The organism is Candidatus Allofournierella merdipullorum (genome assembly GCF_048426865.1).
GTDB classification, from domain to species: domain Bacteria; phylum Bacillota; class Clostridia; order Oscillospirales; family Ruminococcaceae; genus Allofournierella_A; species Allofournierella_A merdipullorum.
The window spans coordinates 15,440-30,363 of sequence record NZ_DBFNWJ010000047.1 but is presented as its reverse complement, the minus strand read 5'-3'; the positions used below and the strand labels follow the sequence as shown (position 1 = coordinate 30,363).

The 14,924-nt window shown below is 65.2% G+C and carries 12 protein-coding genes; all 12 read right to left on the bottom strand.

All coding sequences use genetic code 11. The features are described from left to right. Positions 1-73: 73 nt before the first annotated feature. Positions 74-1,000 carry an AAA family ATPase gene (locus ACMNAY_RS08545; RefSeq protein ID WP_394975881.1) on the bottom strand — a complete coding sequence of 309 codons (927 nt, stop codon included), beginning with the start codon at positions 998-1,000 and terminating at the stop codon, positions 74-76. Continuing rightward, the gene (hemZ, locus tag ACMNAY_RS08540; protein ID WP_418719105.1) at positions 966-2,411 is read right to left on the bottom strand and encodes a coproporphyrinogen dehydrogenase HemZ; all 1,446 of its coding nucleotides are present in this window, start codon (positions 2,409-2,411) and stop codon (positions 966-968) included. Before hemZ ends, ACMNAY_RS08545 begins: the two co-directional genes overlap by 35 nt. Before the next feature lies 1 nt (position 2,412). Continuing rightward, positions 2,413-3,012 carry an MBL fold metallo-hydrolase gene (locus tag ACMNAY_RS08535; protein WP_418719104.1) on the bottom strand — a complete coding sequence of 200 codons (600 nt, stop codon included), beginning with the start codon at positions 3,010-3,012 and terminating at the stop codon, positions 2,413-2,415. A 29-nt stretch (positions 3,013-3,041) separates the two neighbouring features. Then, positions 3,042-3,491, bottom strand: a complete 450-nt coding sequence (gene dtd / locus ACMNAY_RS08530) for a D-aminoacyl-tRNA deacylase (protein ID WP_394975876.1) — start codon at positions 3,489-3,491, stop codon at positions 3,042-3,044. A gap of 27 nt (positions 3,492-3,518) precedes the next feature. Further along, positions 3,519-5,684 (bottom strand): RelA/SpoT family protein, encoded by a 2,166-nt coding sequence (locus ACMNAY_RS08525; protein WP_394967500.1) that lies wholly within the window; start codon positions 5,682-5,684, stop codon positions 3,519-3,521. 3 nt (positions 5,685-5,687) lie between these two features. Continuing rightward, a complete protein-coding gene (recJ, locus tag ACMNAY_RS08520) occupies positions 5,688-7,721 on the bottom strand; it encodes a single-stranded-DNA-specific exonuclease RecJ (protein ID WP_394975875.1) in 2,034 nt (677 codons plus the stop codon). Positions 7,722-7,740: 19 nt separating this feature from the next. Next, positions 7,741-8,973, bottom strand: a complete 1,233-nt coding sequence (locus ACMNAY_RS08515; protein ID WP_418719103.1) for a hypothetical protein — start codon at positions 8,971-8,973, stop codon at positions 7,741-7,743. 57 nt (positions 8,974-9,030) lie between these two features. After that, entirely contained in the window at positions 9,031-10,623 is a 1,593-nt protein-coding gene (locus tag ACMNAY_RS08510; RefSeq protein ID WP_418719102.1) for an NAD(P)/FAD-dependent oxidoreductase, read from the bottom strand. Next, positions 10,623-11,903, bottom strand: coding sequence for a YbbR-like domain-containing protein (locus ACMNAY_RS08505; RefSeq protein ID WP_418719101.1), 1,281 nt, complete (start codon positions 11,901-11,903; stop codon positions 10,623-10,625). Before ACMNAY_RS08505 ends, ACMNAY_RS08510 begins: the two co-directional genes overlap by 1 nt. Then, entirely contained in the window at positions 11,884-12,771 is an 888-nt protein-coding gene (gene cdaA, locus ACMNAY_RS08500; RefSeq protein ID WP_394967491.1) for a diadenylate cyclase CdaA, read from the bottom strand. Before cdaA ends, ACMNAY_RS08505 begins: the two co-directional genes overlap by 20 nt. Before the next feature lie 114 nt (positions 12,772-12,885). Then, entirely contained in the window at positions 12,886-14,001 is a 1,116-nt protein-coding gene (gene ispF / locus ACMNAY_RS08495) for a 2-C-methyl-D-erythritol 2,4-cyclodiphosphate synthase (RefSeq protein ID WP_418719100.1), read from the bottom strand. A gap of 105 nt (positions 14,002-14,106) precedes the next feature. After that, positions 14,107-14,850: a sporulation transcription factor Spo0A gene (gene spo0A / locus ACMNAY_RS08490; protein ID WP_394967488.1), complete on the bottom strand. Its 744-nt coding sequence runs from the start codon at positions 14,848-14,850 to the stop codon at positions 14,107-14,109. Between the last annotated feature and the right edge of the window lie 74 nt (positions 14,851-14,924).

Here is a 14,924-nt window from a genome sequence, read left to right as displayed (position 1 = left end):
CACCTCTTTCTGCCGGCAGACGCCGGATGTTTCTGTGTTCATTATACTGCGCCGCCCTTCGCGGCGCAACCGTTCAGCCCAAAAACTCCCGAAGCATGGAGTTCTCGGGAACGAGGCTCTCGTCCAGCGCATCCACCAGCGCAAAGCGCCCGGCCAGGCTGTTCAGCGTCTCGCACAGGGGGTGCTCCGGGGGCAGGCTGCCCGCCAGCGACGCCGCGAAGGGCGCCAGCAGGCAAATTTCGTAGCTGAAGGAGGTATCCATCAGCAGGTCCGCCTCGGGCTTGAACACCTTGATGAATTTGTCCTCGCCGGCACACACGCCGCCCCACATGCCCAGGGTCTTTTCGATGCTGTGGCCGCGGAACTTGCAGTCCCGCATCATGCGGCGGGCGAGACGGATGTCCCGGGTGGGCAGCACGCGCTGGCCCCGGTAGCTGTATTCCTCCCGCAGGCCGGCGTAGATTTTATAGGCGCTGCCGGCGGGCAGCGGGGCGGTGAGCTCCGGGTTCAAGGCGTGGATGCCCTCGATGATGCACACCCCGCCGGGCACCGACAGGGGCACCCGTTCCGCCTTGCGGGTCTCGGTGACGAAGTCGAACTCCGGCAGGAGGGTCTCGCCGGTAGCCAGGATCTCCTTGAGGCACCGGTGGATCTCTTCCATGTCCAGGGCGGTGACGTTCTCATAGTCCTTGCTGCCGTCGGGCAGGCGGGGGTATTCGTCCAGATTTTTATAGAAATTGTCCAGGCTGACCACCTGGGCGGGGCAGCCCCGCACCCGCAGCGCCGCCGCCAGCTTGTTGGCTGTGGTGGTCTTGCCGGAGGCGGAGGGCCCGGTGAGCATGACGATGGGGCAGCCGCTGGCCAGCACCTCGCTGGCCGCCGCGTGGATGCGGCCCTCGTACTCCATCTCGCAATGGCGCACAAAGCTCTGGGCGCTCTCGGCGGCGGTGTTGATGAGGCTGATCTCAACCAATCGTTTGGGGATCCAGATAGCGGGCATAGAATTCGCTCACTCCTTCCTTGCGCTGTAGGATGGTGTCAAACCCGTTGATGTACTCGGCGGGGTACTTGTAGTTGAAGATGCGCTGGATTTTGTCGCCGCCGGGCTGCACCAGCTTGGTGGAGCCGCCCGCGCCCGCCGACAGGATGGAGTGCACTTCCTCCATGATATAGATATTATAGTACCCTTCTTTGCCCGGTTTGCACCAGCCGGTGTTTTCCAGATTCTGCAGGGTACCCTTCTGGCGGTAAAGATAATAGGGCCGGTAGCCCGCCTCGCTCAGCGCGCTGCATTTTTCCAGCATGGCGGCCACATCGCCGTAGTCGGCGGCGGCGCTGCCGATGACCAGGTTGGAGGCCCGCTTCAGCGTGAGGGTGTGGACGGTGATATTTTCCGGGGAAAGGGAGATGGCAGTGTAAAGGCTCTTTTCAAAACCTTCCACCGTGTCGCCGGGCAGGCCGGCGATGAGGTCCATGTTGATGTTGTCGTGGCCGGCGGCCCGGGCTTCCTCGAAGCAGCGCAGGATGTCCGCCGCCGAGTGCTTGCGGCCGATGCGGGCCAGCACCTCGTCGCTGAAGGTCTGGGGGTTGATGGAGATGCGGGTGGCGCCGTATTCTTTGAGCACCGCCAGCTTTTCGGCGTCGGTGCAGTCGGGGCGGCCTGCCTCCACGGTGTACTCTTCCAGTTTGGAAAGGTCGAAGCACTCTGCCACCGTGCCCATCAGCTTGCGCAGTCCGTCCGCCGAGAGGGCCGTGGGAGTGCCGCCGCCGATGTAAATGGTCTTGAGGTTCAGCCCGCAGCCTTCCGCCTGGTCCCGTATGGCCCGCACCTCGTTGCAAAGCGCGTCCAGATAGGGCTCCATCAGCTTGCCCTCCCGCTGGGTGGACAGAGACACGAAGCTGCAATAGCTGCACCGGGAGGGGCAGAAGGGGATGCCGATGTAAAGGCTGTAGTCCCGCGCCCCGCGGGCCGCCAGAATGGGCCGTTGCAGGTCGGCAATGGACTTTGCCAGCCGGAATTTTTCCTCGCTGCAGTCGTATTTTTCCAAAAAGAGCCGGCGGATGTCCTCTTCGGAGAGACCGGCGGCGCGGCGGTCGTGGATGATGCGCACCGGGCGCACGCCGGTGAGCTTGCCCCAGGGCGGGCGGATGCCGGTGACCTGTTTCAGAAGCTCATACACAAGGCTGGCCAGCTCGTACTCCGCCTGCTTTTCGTCGGCGGGCGCGGGGGCGTACAGCACGGTGCACTTGCCGCCCAGGCGCACGCCTGCCGCGAGGCGGCGGCCCGCCCGGGCCAGCACCGCGTCCTCTTTCTGAGGCAGGCGGCGCACCAGCCGGGCGTTTGCGAAAAAGAGCCGGGCCACGTTTTCCGGCTCATAGACCGAGGCGAGGCCCCGGACACAGATGTTCATGTCAGTTCTCCTTGACGTTGAGATAGGGGTTGGAGGCCTTTTCTTCCCCCAGAGTGGAGAAGGGGCCGTGGCCGGGCAGCACCTGGGTGTCGTCCGGCAGGGGCAGCGCCCGCAGCTTTGCAAGGCTTTGGCACAGTTCTTCCCAGCTGCCGCCGGCAAGGTCGGTGCGGCCCACGTCGCCGGCGAAGAGGGTGTCGCCGGTGAAGAGCAGCCCTTCACACAGCAGCACCCAGCTGCCCTTGCTGTGTCCTGGAGTGTGCCAGGGGGTGATGGAAAGGCCCGCCAGATTCAGCGTTTCGCCGTCTGTGTAGCCCAGGGTGCCGGGGCCGGCGGGCATCAGCTGGGTGCCGCGCGCGTCCGCCGGGTCGAGATACACCGGGCAGTTCCAGCGCTTTTGCAGCGCGGTCAGGCCGGTCATGTGGTCGTAGTGGCCGTGGGTGAGCAGGATGGCCGCCAGCGAGGCCCCCTCCCCTTCCAGCAGCTTGTCAAAGGCGGCAAGGCCGGGCGCGGGGTCGATGACCACGGCCTTGTTCCCCTCGCCCACCAGCACAAAGCTGTTGGTCTCCAAGGGGGCGGGGCCGTTGAGATGGAATACTTTCATGGGTGGCTCCTTTTTTGACGCAGGGCGTTTCACCACTGGTCGGTGTCGATGACGATGGTCACGGGGCCGTCGTTGGCGATGTTCACCAGCATATCCGCGCCGAACTCGCCGTGCTTGACCTCTTTCAGGCCCTGCTTTTCCATCTCGGCCAGGAACAGCTCGTAGGCATCAATGGAGAGGGGCGGTTTCGCCGCGGTGATGTAGCTGGGGCGTTTGCCCTTTTTGGTGTCGCCGTAGAGGGTGAAGTTGCTCACCACCAGGGCGGAATAGCCCAGGTCCACGGCGCTCTTGTTCAGCTTGCCCTCCTCGTCCGGGAAAACGCGCAGATTGGCGCATTTTTCGGCGAGTTTGGGCACAATGTCCAGCGTGTCGGTATCCTTGACGCCCAGCAGGATGACGATACCGGGGCCGATGTCTCTCGGCTCGCCCCCGTTCACCGACACGTCCGCTTTGCGCACGCATTGAATGACAGCTCGCATGGTTTCTTTCCTCCTTCGCGCCGGCCTTTAGATGCGGATGACCTGAATGACGTCCCGCACCTTGCGCAGCTTTGCCAGCACGTTGTTGAGATGTTCGGTGTTGGAGATGCCCAGGGTGATGCTCATGGCGGCGCGGCCGTTGTCCACCGCGCGGGCGCTCATGGCGTAGATGGGCACCCGCAGCTCGCCCAGAGCCACCGCCACATCGCCCACCAGGCCGTCCCGGTTCATGGAGATGAGTTCCAGGGTGGCCTGATAGTTCTCCTGCTCGCTGGCCTCCCAGTGGGCGGGCACCCAGCGGCCCCGGTTCTCGGGGTTGGACAGGCTGGCCTGCACGTTCTGGCAGCTCTTTTTGTGGATGGACACGCCGAAGCCCCGGGTGATGAAGCCCACGATCTCGTCGCCGGGCAGCGGGGTGCAGCACTTGGCGAACTTGACGGGGCAGTTGTCGATGCCCTCCACCACCACGCCGTCGGTGCTCTTGGTGGTCTTGATGGGAATGTCCGCCAGGACGGCGGCCTTGGGCTGGGCGGCCTTGAGCTTGGCGTATTCGTCCTTCACCTTGCCCATCAAACGGCTGAGCTGCAGGCCGCCGTAGCCCAGGGCGGCGTACATCTCCTCCACGGAGTTGAGCCGCTGGCGGCGGGCAATTTCGGCCATGAAATCGTCCCACTGGTCGTCGGGCACGTTGATGAGGTTGCGGCGCATCTCCTTTTCCAGTGCCTCGCGGCCTTCCTGGATGTTTTCCTCCCGCCGCTCCTTCTTGAACCAGTTGCGGATTTTGTTGCGGGCCTCGCTGGTGGTGACGATTTTAAGCCAGTCGCGGCTGGGGCCCTTGTCCGCCGGGCCGGTGAGAATTTCGATAATTTCGCCGGTGGCCACCTTGTGGTCGATGGGCACGATGCGCCCGTTCACCTTGGCGCCTACCATGCGGTTGCCCACCGCCGAATGGATGGCATAGGCAAAGTCGATGGCGGTGGCGCCGGCGGGCAGGTTGATGACGTCGCCCCGGGGGGTGAAGGCAAAGACCTCCTCGGGCAGCAGGTCGCCCTTGATGTCCTGCAAGAGGCTGCCCGCGTCGTCGCTCTCCCGCTGGCTCTCCAGCAGCTGACGCACCCAGGCCAGGCGCTCGTCCAGCCGGTCGGAGCCCTGCACGCCCGCCTTGTACTTCCAGTGGGCAGCCACACCGTACTCGGCCATCTGGTCCATCTCGCGGGTGCGGATCTGCACCTCGAAGGGGATGCCCTCGTGGCCGATAACGGTGGTGTGCAGCGACTGGTAGCCGTTGGGCTTGGGGGTGGAGATATAGTCCTTGAACCGGTTGGGGATGGGGTGGTACATATCGTGGATGATGCCCAGGGCGTTGTAGCACTCGGCCACCGTGTCCAGAATGATGCGCACCGCGTAAACATCGTAAATTTCCGCGAAGTCCCGGTCCTGAATGAACATCTTGCGGTAGATGCCGTAGACGCTCTTCACCCGGCTCTTCATGGCGGCGTTCTCCATGCCGTTCTCCGCCAGGCGCTGCTGGATGATGCGGCTGGTCTCGGCCACGAAGGTCTCGCCGCCGTTGCCCGCCAGCAGGTCTTTTATCTCCTGGTAGCCCACCGGGTCCAGATACCGCAGGCTGCGGTCTTCCAGCTCTTCCTTGATGTTGCTGATGCCAAGGCGGTGGGCGATGGGGGCGTAGACCTCCATGGTCTCCAGGGCCTTGTCCCGCCGCTTCTGCTCGGGCCAGGCGTCGCCGGTGCGCATGTTGTGCAGCCGGTCGCACAGCTTGATGATCATGACCCGCACGTCCTGGCTCATGGCAAGCAGCATCTTGCGCAGGTTTTCCGCCTGCTGCTCCTCCACGCTGGAGAACTGGATTTTGGTCAGTTTGGTGACGCCGTCCACAAGACGGGCCACGTCCGGCCCGAACTGAGACTGGATGTCCTCCAGGGCGGTGGCGGTGTCCTCCACCACGTCGTGCATCAAAGCGGCGGCCAGGCTCTCGGTGTCCATGCCCAGCTCCACCAGCAGCAGCGCCACGTTCAGCGGGTGGCAAATGTAAGGCTCGCCGGAGCGGCGGAACTGGCCCGCGTGGGCGGCGTCCGCCAGGGCGTAGGCCTTATCCAGCATTTCAAGATCGTAGGGGCGGCCGGTGTCGGTGACCGCCTTTTTTAAATCAGCGTAGGTGATGTAGTCTGCCATGGATCATGCCTCCAGAGCTTTCAGAATGGGTGCGGCAGAAAGGTCTTTTTTGCCTTCCACCGCCGCCGGGGCCAGACGCCGGGCGCCGTTTTCCCGCTGCACCTGCACCAGACCCAGCTGGCGCAGGGCCTTGAGGCCCACAAGGGTGCGGCCGGTGTTCTGCGGGCCCATGCGGGCCAGCAGGGGCAGCAGGTCATCCACCGAGACGCCGCCCTGCCGGATGAGCCGGTAGAGTGCCGCGATGTGCCCTCGGTCGGGCAACAACAGGCGCTTTTCCTCGCTTGTGAGGGATGCGCCGTTGTTGAACGCTTCGTAAAGGGTCGCCTGCCGCACTGCCTCGTCGGGCAAGCCCGCAGGCCGCAACGAGCGCACCCGGGCGGAAATTTGGGGTCCGTTTTTGCCCTCGTAGACCGAGAGGGTCAGGGCCGCGTCCACCCGGTCCCCCGGCTGATAGGCCAGCTGGGCGGGGCTGGTGCCGAAGCAGACGGCAAAGATGCTGCCGCCGCCCTGCCGCAGACGGATGCGGCTGTGCTTGCCCTCGCTCACCGGGAACACCCCGTCCACCACCGCGTCCCCCAGGAAGAAGACCGGAGCGGGGTTTTCGTGGCCGCAGGGGGCCAGGTAGGAAAGGCTGTCCACATCCGCCACGGTGAGGGCGTCCAGACGCACAGCGGCGTCCAGGCGCAGGGGCGGGGTCTGGATCACGGGGTACTCTTTGGCGGCGTAGTCGTTGATGGCCCGGCGCAGGGCGGGGATGTTCTCCTCCGTCACCGACAGGCCCGCCGCCATGGCATGGCCGCCGAAGCGGATGAGCACCGGCGCGCAGGCGCTGATGGCGCCGTGGAGGTTGAAGCCGGGCACGCTGCGTCCGGAACCTTTGCCCTCGCCGTTCTGCACACTGATGACCAGCGTGGGTTTGCCGTATTTTTCCACCAGGCGGCTGGCCACGATGCCGATGACGCCGGGGTGGAAACCCTCGCCGCAGACCAGCAGCACCCGGTCCCGCAGGCGGGAGGGGTCGGCGGCGATCTGAGCCTCAGCTTCGTTCAGAATGGCCTGTTCGGCGGCCTGACGGTCGGCGTTGGCCTGGTTCAGGCGGTCGGTGAGGGCCTGGGCTTTTTCAAAATCTTCGCAGAGCAGCAGCTGCAGCGCGGTGGAGGCGGTCTCCATCCGGCCGGCGGCGTTGAGCCGCGGGGCCAGGGCAAAGCTGATGTTTTCGGAGGTGACCGGCTTGTCGCCCAGGCCGCAGCCCTCCAGCAGCGCCACAAGGCCCGGCCGCTCGCAGTTTTCCAGCGCGGCGAGGCCGTGCTTGACGATGGTGCGGTTTTCGCCGGTGAGGGGCATCACGTCCGCCACCGTGCCGATGGCCGCCAGGTCGCCGCACTGCTCCAGCAGTTCCTCCGGCGGGCAGCCGTCCAGCGCGGCACACAGCTTGAAAGCCACCCCCGCGCCGGACAGGCACTTGAAGGGGCTTTCGTCGTCGGCGCGGGCGGGGTCCACCACCGCCACCGCCTCGGGCAGCGTTTCGCCGGGCAGGTGGTGGTCGGTGACCACCACGTCCAGCCCCAGCTCGGCGGCGCGTTTGATCTCCCCGACGGCGGAAACGCCGTTGTCCACGGTGATGATGAGCTTGAAGCCCTTTTCCGCAAGGCTCTCCACGATGGGCACGGTGAGGCCGTAACCCTCTTCGTCCCGGCTGGGCAGCTTGCAGCGCACGCTGGCGCCCATGCCCCGCAGATGCTCAAAAAGCAGGGCGGTGGCGGTGACGCCGTCCACGTCGTAATCACCGAAGATGACGATGGGCTCGCCCGCGTCCACCGCTTTTAAGATACGCGCCGCGGCCTTGTCCATATCCTTCAGCGCGAAGGGGTCGCTCAAGGGGGCATCTTCCGTGAGGAAGGCCATGGCCTTTTCGGGGGTGGAGAGGCCCCGGGTCACAAGGATGCGCGCCAGCAGGCCGGGCGCGCCGATGGCCGCGGCCAGCTTGGCCACGGTCGATTCGTCGGGCGTTGGTACCTGCCAGGTGCGGAAATTCATGGGCCAGAGCTCCTTATGGTCAAGATTGGTATTCCGCCAGCCCGTCCTGGGCCAGCATGGTCTGCATGGCGCTGATCTCGCTGGAGATGTCCAGCGCCGTGTCGGTGAGAAGGTCGTTGCGCAGGTTGTCGAAGGCGGTGTTCAGTGTGGCGAGGATGCCGCCGATCTCCTGGCGGATGTTGCCCGCGGCCTCGCCCTGCTGATCCTTCACGTCGGCGTAGGTGCGCAGCAGCTTGAGGGTGGTGGGCATATAGTAGCGGGCAAACTTGCGCACCTTGCCGGCGCTGGCCGGGTGGGCCTTCACCCAGTTCTGGATGTCGGCGGCGGTGACGCGCATATGGAGAAGGCTGTCCCGCAGTTCGGGCTGGTCGGTCATGGAGGCGATGTGCTCGCCCAGCAAAAAGTCGAAGTCGGCGCACTGCTGCATCAGTTCCGCCAGCTCATTGGCGCCGGCGGGCGCAGCCTCGGCCCGGGCGGCGGCCTCCTGCCGCCGCTGCAGCGCGCGGTACTCCGCGGCGCTGATGAAGAACACGTCGTCATCGTCATCCAGGAAAGCGTCCGGCAGCCAACCCTGGCGGATCATCCGGTCCAGGTCTTTTTTCACATAGCTCACCGGGCGGCGGACAGCCTCCGCCATGCGCTGCAGCGGCACCGAGCGGTCGCTGCCCATGGCGGCGAGGTACCGGCGCAGCCGCCCGCGGCGGGCAGGCTGGCCGAAGGCCCACCGGGCGGCGAAAGCGAAAGCGGCGGTGACGCCCAGAAAGAACACCAGGGAGATAAGGCCGATCACTTCAAAGTAAAAGGCGAGGCTGAAGACCGCGGTCAGCGCCATGAGGCCGGTGGCTACCGCGCAGCAGACGGCCAGCGTGCCGCCGAAGATGCACAGGCCGTCCCGCAGGCCGGAGGAGAGATTGGAACCCGCATGGTTCACCTTGGAAGCGAGAGCGTCCCCCGCCCGCCGGGCCGCCTGCTGGGCCTGGCTGTGCTGCGCCGGCTTGCGAGCGGCGCTTTTGCCCACTTCCCGCGCCGCGTCGCTCAGGGCGCTGCCCACTTCACGGGTGGCGTCGCCCAGCGCGCCGCCCACCTCTTTGGCGATGACCTTGCCCAGCTCATGGATGCTTTCCACCAGTTCCCGGGTAGAATCGGAGTTCTGGCCGCCGGAGGTTTTCTGTTCCGAAAACGTCTGCTGCACTTTCTGGCGCAGGATGCGCTCGTATTGATAAGGATCTCTGGGATTCTGGTTTTCGGCCATGGCGGCCACCTGCCTTTCAAAAGGAGATGTGCGCCCGCAAGGGGCGAAAAAACGAGTTTATTCCGTGGGGGCGCTGCCCTCGATGAGGGCCCGGGCCACCCGCAGGCCGTCCACCGCGGCGCTCATGATGCCGCCGGCATAGCCCGCTCCCTCGCCGCAGGGGTAAAGCCCCGGCAGAAGGGTACATTGGAAATCGGCCCCCCGCTCCAGCCTGACGGGGCTGGAGGTGCGGGTCTCAAGGCCGGTGAGCACTGCCGACGGTCCGGCGTAGCCGGGCAGCTTGCGGTCGAAGGCGGCAAGGCCGGTGCGAAGGCCCTGGGCCAGTTCCCCGGGCAGCAGGCTGCCCAGGTCAAAGGCGCGCACGCCCCGGTCGTAGGTGGGCCGCACCGCGGAGAGGCGCAGTGTCCCCTCCCCTTTCAAGAAGCTCTGCACCGTCTCGGCGGGGGCGGTATAATCGCTGCCGCCCGCCCGGAACGCCGCCTGTTCCAGCTGCCGCTGGAAGGCCACCGCCTTCATGGCGTCGCCGCCGAAGTCGGAGCCGTCCAGGCTGATGACCACCGCCGCGTTGGCGTTTTTGCCCGCCCGGGCGTGGTAGCTCATGCCGTTGGTGAGCACGCCGCCCTCCTCGCTGGCCGCGGCCACCACCTGGCCGCCGGGGCACATGCAGAAGGTGTAGACGCACCGCTTGCCCACATGGTGGCTCAGCTGGTACTCGCCGGGAGGCAGCGCCGGATGGCCGGCGGCGGCGTGGTAGAGGCCTTTGTCGATGTCGGTTTGCAGATGCTCGGCCCGGAAGCCCACCGAGAAGGGCTTGGCCGAGAGTGGCAGGCCGCTTTCGGCCAGCATGGCAAAGGTGTCCCGGGCGGAGTGGCCCACCGCCAGCACCAGGCGCTGGCAGGGAATGAGCCCCGCGGTGGTGTTCACGGCGGTCAGCCGCCCGTTTTTGGTCACAAGACCGGTGAGGGCGGTCTCAAAGAGCACCCGCCCGCCCAGGGCCTCGATCTCGGCGCGGATGGAGGAAATGACGCCCCGCAACAGGTCGGTGCCCACATGGGGCTTCTGCCGCCAGGCGATCTCGGGGGGCGCGCCGTGGGCCAGCAGGGTGTCGGTGACAAAGCCGCAAAGCTCGTCCCCGATGCGGGTGGTGAGCTTGCCGTCAGAAAAAGTGCCCGCGCCGCCCTCGCCAAACTGGATGTTGGCGTTGGGTTCCAGCGCTCCGCCGGCGGAAAAGCGCTCCACCGCGGCCACCCGTTTTTCCAGGGCCGGCCCCCGCTCCAGCACCAGCGGGCGGTAACCCGCCCTTGCCAGCGCCAGCGCGGCGAACAGGCCCGCAGGCCCGAGGCCCGCCACAACCGGCGGATCTTCCAGCGGCGCGCCGCCGGGCTGAGGGCGGTATTCGGCATGGCGGGCCAATGCAACACAAGGCGCGGAACCGGCCAGAGCCAGTTCCGCACCTTCGTCTTTGAGGCGCACGCCGATGGTATACACCAGCGAGGGCCGGCCGTGGCGGGCGTCCACCGAAAGGCGGGCCACGCCGGCGCCGGCCACGTCGCCGGGGCGTACTTTTAAGATCTTCAGCGCTCTGTCCGTCGCCTCGGCCTCGGGCCGGGGCGTGTTCAGGGACAGGCGTACTCCTCGCACCAGCAGCATCAGCCCTGCGCTCCGCTGGCGCTGACCTGGCACTCCACCGAGTAGCTGCCGGTGGCGAAGATGGTGGTGGAGGCGGGGATCTGGATGCTGGCGGCCAGCTTCTCGCGGCCCTCGGCGATCTGGATGTCAGCGGCGTCCACCACGGCCACCACGCTGTTGGGGCTCAGCGCCTCCAGCTCCTCCTCGGGGCCCACCAGCGTCACGCTGCTGATGCGGGAGTCCAGCGCGGTGATGGACATGTTGGCCGGCTGGTTGATGACCCGGATCTGGCTGACGTTGATGGTCTTGGTGGCATACCCTTGCGTGTTGAAGGTGAGGTTCACGGTGCTGATGTTGTCGCGGCTCTCCACGCCCTTGGGCAGGTTCACCTGCAGCTGGTAGACCTTGTCCAGCTGGAAGCTGGAGAGGTCGAAGTCGCTGACGGTGATCTCGGTGAGGTTCTGGATGACCGACGAGCGGCCGGAGACCACCATGGTCTCCTGGCTGAGGGTGTAGTCCAGAGAGTTCAGATCAAAGTTGGGCGGGTAGTTGATGAAGTTGACGCTCAGGGGCAGCTCCGCGTTCTGGTAGACGGTGAGGTTCACGTCCACGATGGAGTTGTCCAGGCTGGAGAATTCCAGGTCCATGGGCTGGTTGTTCACGTCCCGCACCTCCAGGGTAACGGTGGCGATCTTGCTGGTGGACAGGTTCTCCAGATCGGTGCTGCCGGGCACCTTGGCCACGATGCTGCCGATCTTTTCCACTTCGCTCTCCGGCCCGCGCACTGTCACGATGGAGGGCGCGGCGGTGGTGCTGTGGAGCACATAGCCGTCGGCGATGGTGATCTGGCTGTCCATCTCCACCTGAACGGTGAATTCCTTGCTCTCGATGGTGTCGAACACAACGGTCACGGTATCGGTGGTGGAGGCGCTGACCCGGGAGGCGCTGTTGCCCAGCACCCGCACCAGCAGGTTCAGTTCCCAGGTGCCCGGGCCCTTGACGATGGAGTAATCCGGATAGACCAGCACGTTCTCCGCGGTGAGGCCGTAGACGTCGGTGCCGTTGCCCGCCAGGTCCACGGTGACCTGGGCCATGGGGTCATTGATGATGTCCAGCCCGAGGCTGGTGTACATCTGGCTGTCCTGTTCAAAGTTCACCGGCACGCCTTTGAGCTTGGTGTCCTGGTTGGGGTCGATGAAAACGGTGACGATGGTCCAGATGAGCAGGGCGATGACCAGCGAAAGCAGGATATTCACGCCCCGGTTGTTCAAAAAAGAACGATCAATTTTTCTTCTTTTCATGTTTTCCTCTCCAGAACAGCGCCTTCTTGGATTCCTTCTCCTCGGGGGGCACCAGTTCTTCCTGCAGCAGGTTGAACAGGTTCTGCCGGTCCAGCCGGCGGATGAGCACTCCGTTCTTGGCCATGGAGATGATGCCGGTCTCTTCGCTGACCACCACCACCACCGCGTCGGAGTTTTCGCTCATGCCCAAAGCCGCCCGGTGGCGGGTGCCCATGTCCTTGCCGATCTCCAGATTGTCCGACAGGGGCAGAACGCATCCCGCCGCCTTGAGGGCGCCGTCCCGCACCACCACCGCGCCGTCGTGCAGGGGGGTGCCTTCGTAGAAGATGGTGCCCAGGATCTCCGGGTTCACGTCGGCGTTGATGGGCGTGCCGGTGCGGATGATCTCCGAGAGGTTGGACCCGCGCTCCAGCACGATCAGCGCACCGGTGCTGGTATCGCTCAGCTGCTCGGCGGCGTCACAGATGGCAAGGCAGGCGTTCTGCCACTTGCCCCGCAGGCTGGGGTCGGAGCGGCGGCTGTGGAACAAGTTCGACGCCCACTTATCCGTGCGGCCCACCTGCTCCAGCGCCCGGCGAAGCTCCGGCTGGAACAGCACGATCAGGGCCAGAAAGCCGATCTGCAGCACCGCGTTCATCAAATAGGTCACGGTGCGCAGCTCCAGCGCGTAGGCAACGGCATAGCCCACCAGCAGCACCACGGCGCCCTTGGCCACCTGCGCCGCCCGGGTCTTGCGCACCAGAGCGATCACCTCGTACACCACAAAGGCGACGATCAGAATGTCCAGGATGTTGCGCGGGTCCTGGGTGATGGCGCGGAAATTGTTGAATACCATGGTCAGCGTTCCGCTTTGAAACCAGTCTGCCAAACCAAGCCCTCCCTGTCAGGCGCCGCGGACGGGCCGGGCGCCGAAAATCTCAACTTTCAGTATAGCATACCGCCGTTTGCTTGCAAATATTTTTTCGCGGTATCCCCACACATTTTACACATTCGCCTTTTCCAGCAGCGCCACCGCGTGGGCGGCGATGCCCAGGCCCTGGCCGGTGAAGCCCAGATGCTCCTCGGTGGTGGCCTTCACGCTCACCGCGCCCGCCTCCACGCCCAGCGCCGCCGCCAGATTTGCCGCCATAGCGGGGATGTGGGGCGCCAGTTTCGGCGCCTGGCAGAGGATGGTGGAGTCCACATTCACCGGCCGCCAGCCTTTTTCTGCCAGCAGCGCCGCCACATGGCGGGCGAGGGCTAGGCTGTCCGCCCCTTTGTAGGCGGGGTCCGAGTCCGGGAAGTGCTTGCCGATGTCCCCCAGGGCCGCCGCACCCAGCAGGGCGTCCATCACCGCATGGGTGAGCACGTCCGCGTCGGAGTGGCCCAGCAGACCCTTTTCATAGGGGATCTTCACCCCGCCCAGGATGAGGTCCCGGCCTTCCACCAGTTTATGTACGTCGTAGCCGTGGCCGATGCGCATGGCTTTTTCTCCTTTCAGATCGTCGGGTGTGGTGATTTTATAGTTCTCGTACTCCCCCGCCACCAGCTGCACCGGCCGGCCCGCCTGTTCAAAGAGCTGGCAGTCGTCGGTGACCGTCTCGTCGCCGGCAAGCGCAAGATACGCCGCCCGGTCAAAGCACTGGGGCGTCTGCATGGCAAAGAGTTTTTCCCGGGGCGGAGTGCTCTCCACAAGGCCCGCTTCGTCCGCCATTTTGACGGTGTCCTTCACCGGCACCGCCGGGGCCGCCGCGCCGGTTTTTTCCGCCGCTTCCAGCACCCGGGTGATCACTTCTTCGCTCACGAAGGGCCGGGCCGCGTCGTGGATGGCCACCAGCTCCCCTTTCGCCGCCTGTACGCCCGCCAGAGCACTGAGGGCGCGGGTCGCCCCGCCCTTCACCAGCGTCACCGGCTTTTGGCAGCGGGCCGCCGCAGCCCGGGCATTGGCCTCGTCCGCCCCGGTGACGATCACCAGGTCAGTGACGAGGGGGTGGCGGTCGAAGGCCGCCACGCTGGCGGAGAGCACCGTGCCGCCGCCCAGCGGAGCCGAAAGCTTATCGAATCCCATCCGGCGGGACGAACCCGCCGCCACCAGCACCGCCGTGACTGTTTTTCCCATTGCGCAGCCCTCCGTTTTTTGGCGCACCGCCTTTTTGTATATTATTATAAAGGATATACACAAAAAAATCCACCGGCGGGGCCGGTGGATGAAATGCCGCCCGTTTCAGGCGCGGCGCTGTTTTTTGTCCAGACGCATCTTGTCGGCGATCATGGCGATGAACTCCGAGTTGGTAGGTTTTCCCCGCAGATTGTGGATGGTATAGCCGAAGTAGCTGTTCAGCACCTCCACGTCGCCTCGGTCCCAGGCTACCTCAATGGCGTGGCGGATGGCCCGCTCCACCCGGCTGGCGGTGGTGCCGTTCTGCTTGGCGATCTGGGGATACAGGCGCTTGGTCACCGCATTGATATAGTCCGGGTCTGCGGCGGTGAGCAGGATGGCGTCCCGCAAAAACTGGTAACCTTTAATGTGGGCGGGCACCCCGATCTGATGCAAAATCTCGGTGACCACCAGCTCGTCGCTTCCTCCCTGCCCCTGGGCCGGTGCGGAGGCGGTGCGGGTGACCCGGCTGACCAGGCTGGCCTCGTCAAAGGGTTTGAGGAAATAAAAGGCAAAGCCGCTGTCCAGCAGTTCCTGCTCCAGCTGCTCGTTCTGGAACGCACCCGTGACGTAGAACTGGGCCTTGCCGCCCTCCTGCTCGTAGCGCTGCTTCACCGAGATGGCGTCCAGCCCGGGCATGAAGGCGTCCAGCAGCACCGCCTGGGGCCGCTGAGTGCGCAGCGCTTCCAGCGCCGCCGCGCCGTTCTTTTCACACACCAGCACTTCCACGCCCTTGGCCTCCAGCGCTGTTTTGCAGGCGGCGGTGCACCCCGCTCCGGTATCCGTCATCAGGAATTTGATCGGTTCCATTTTTCTTCTCCTCCAAAATCGTTATTTCCCTTAACGAAACCAATTTTACCATATATTACCAATTTATGCAAGAC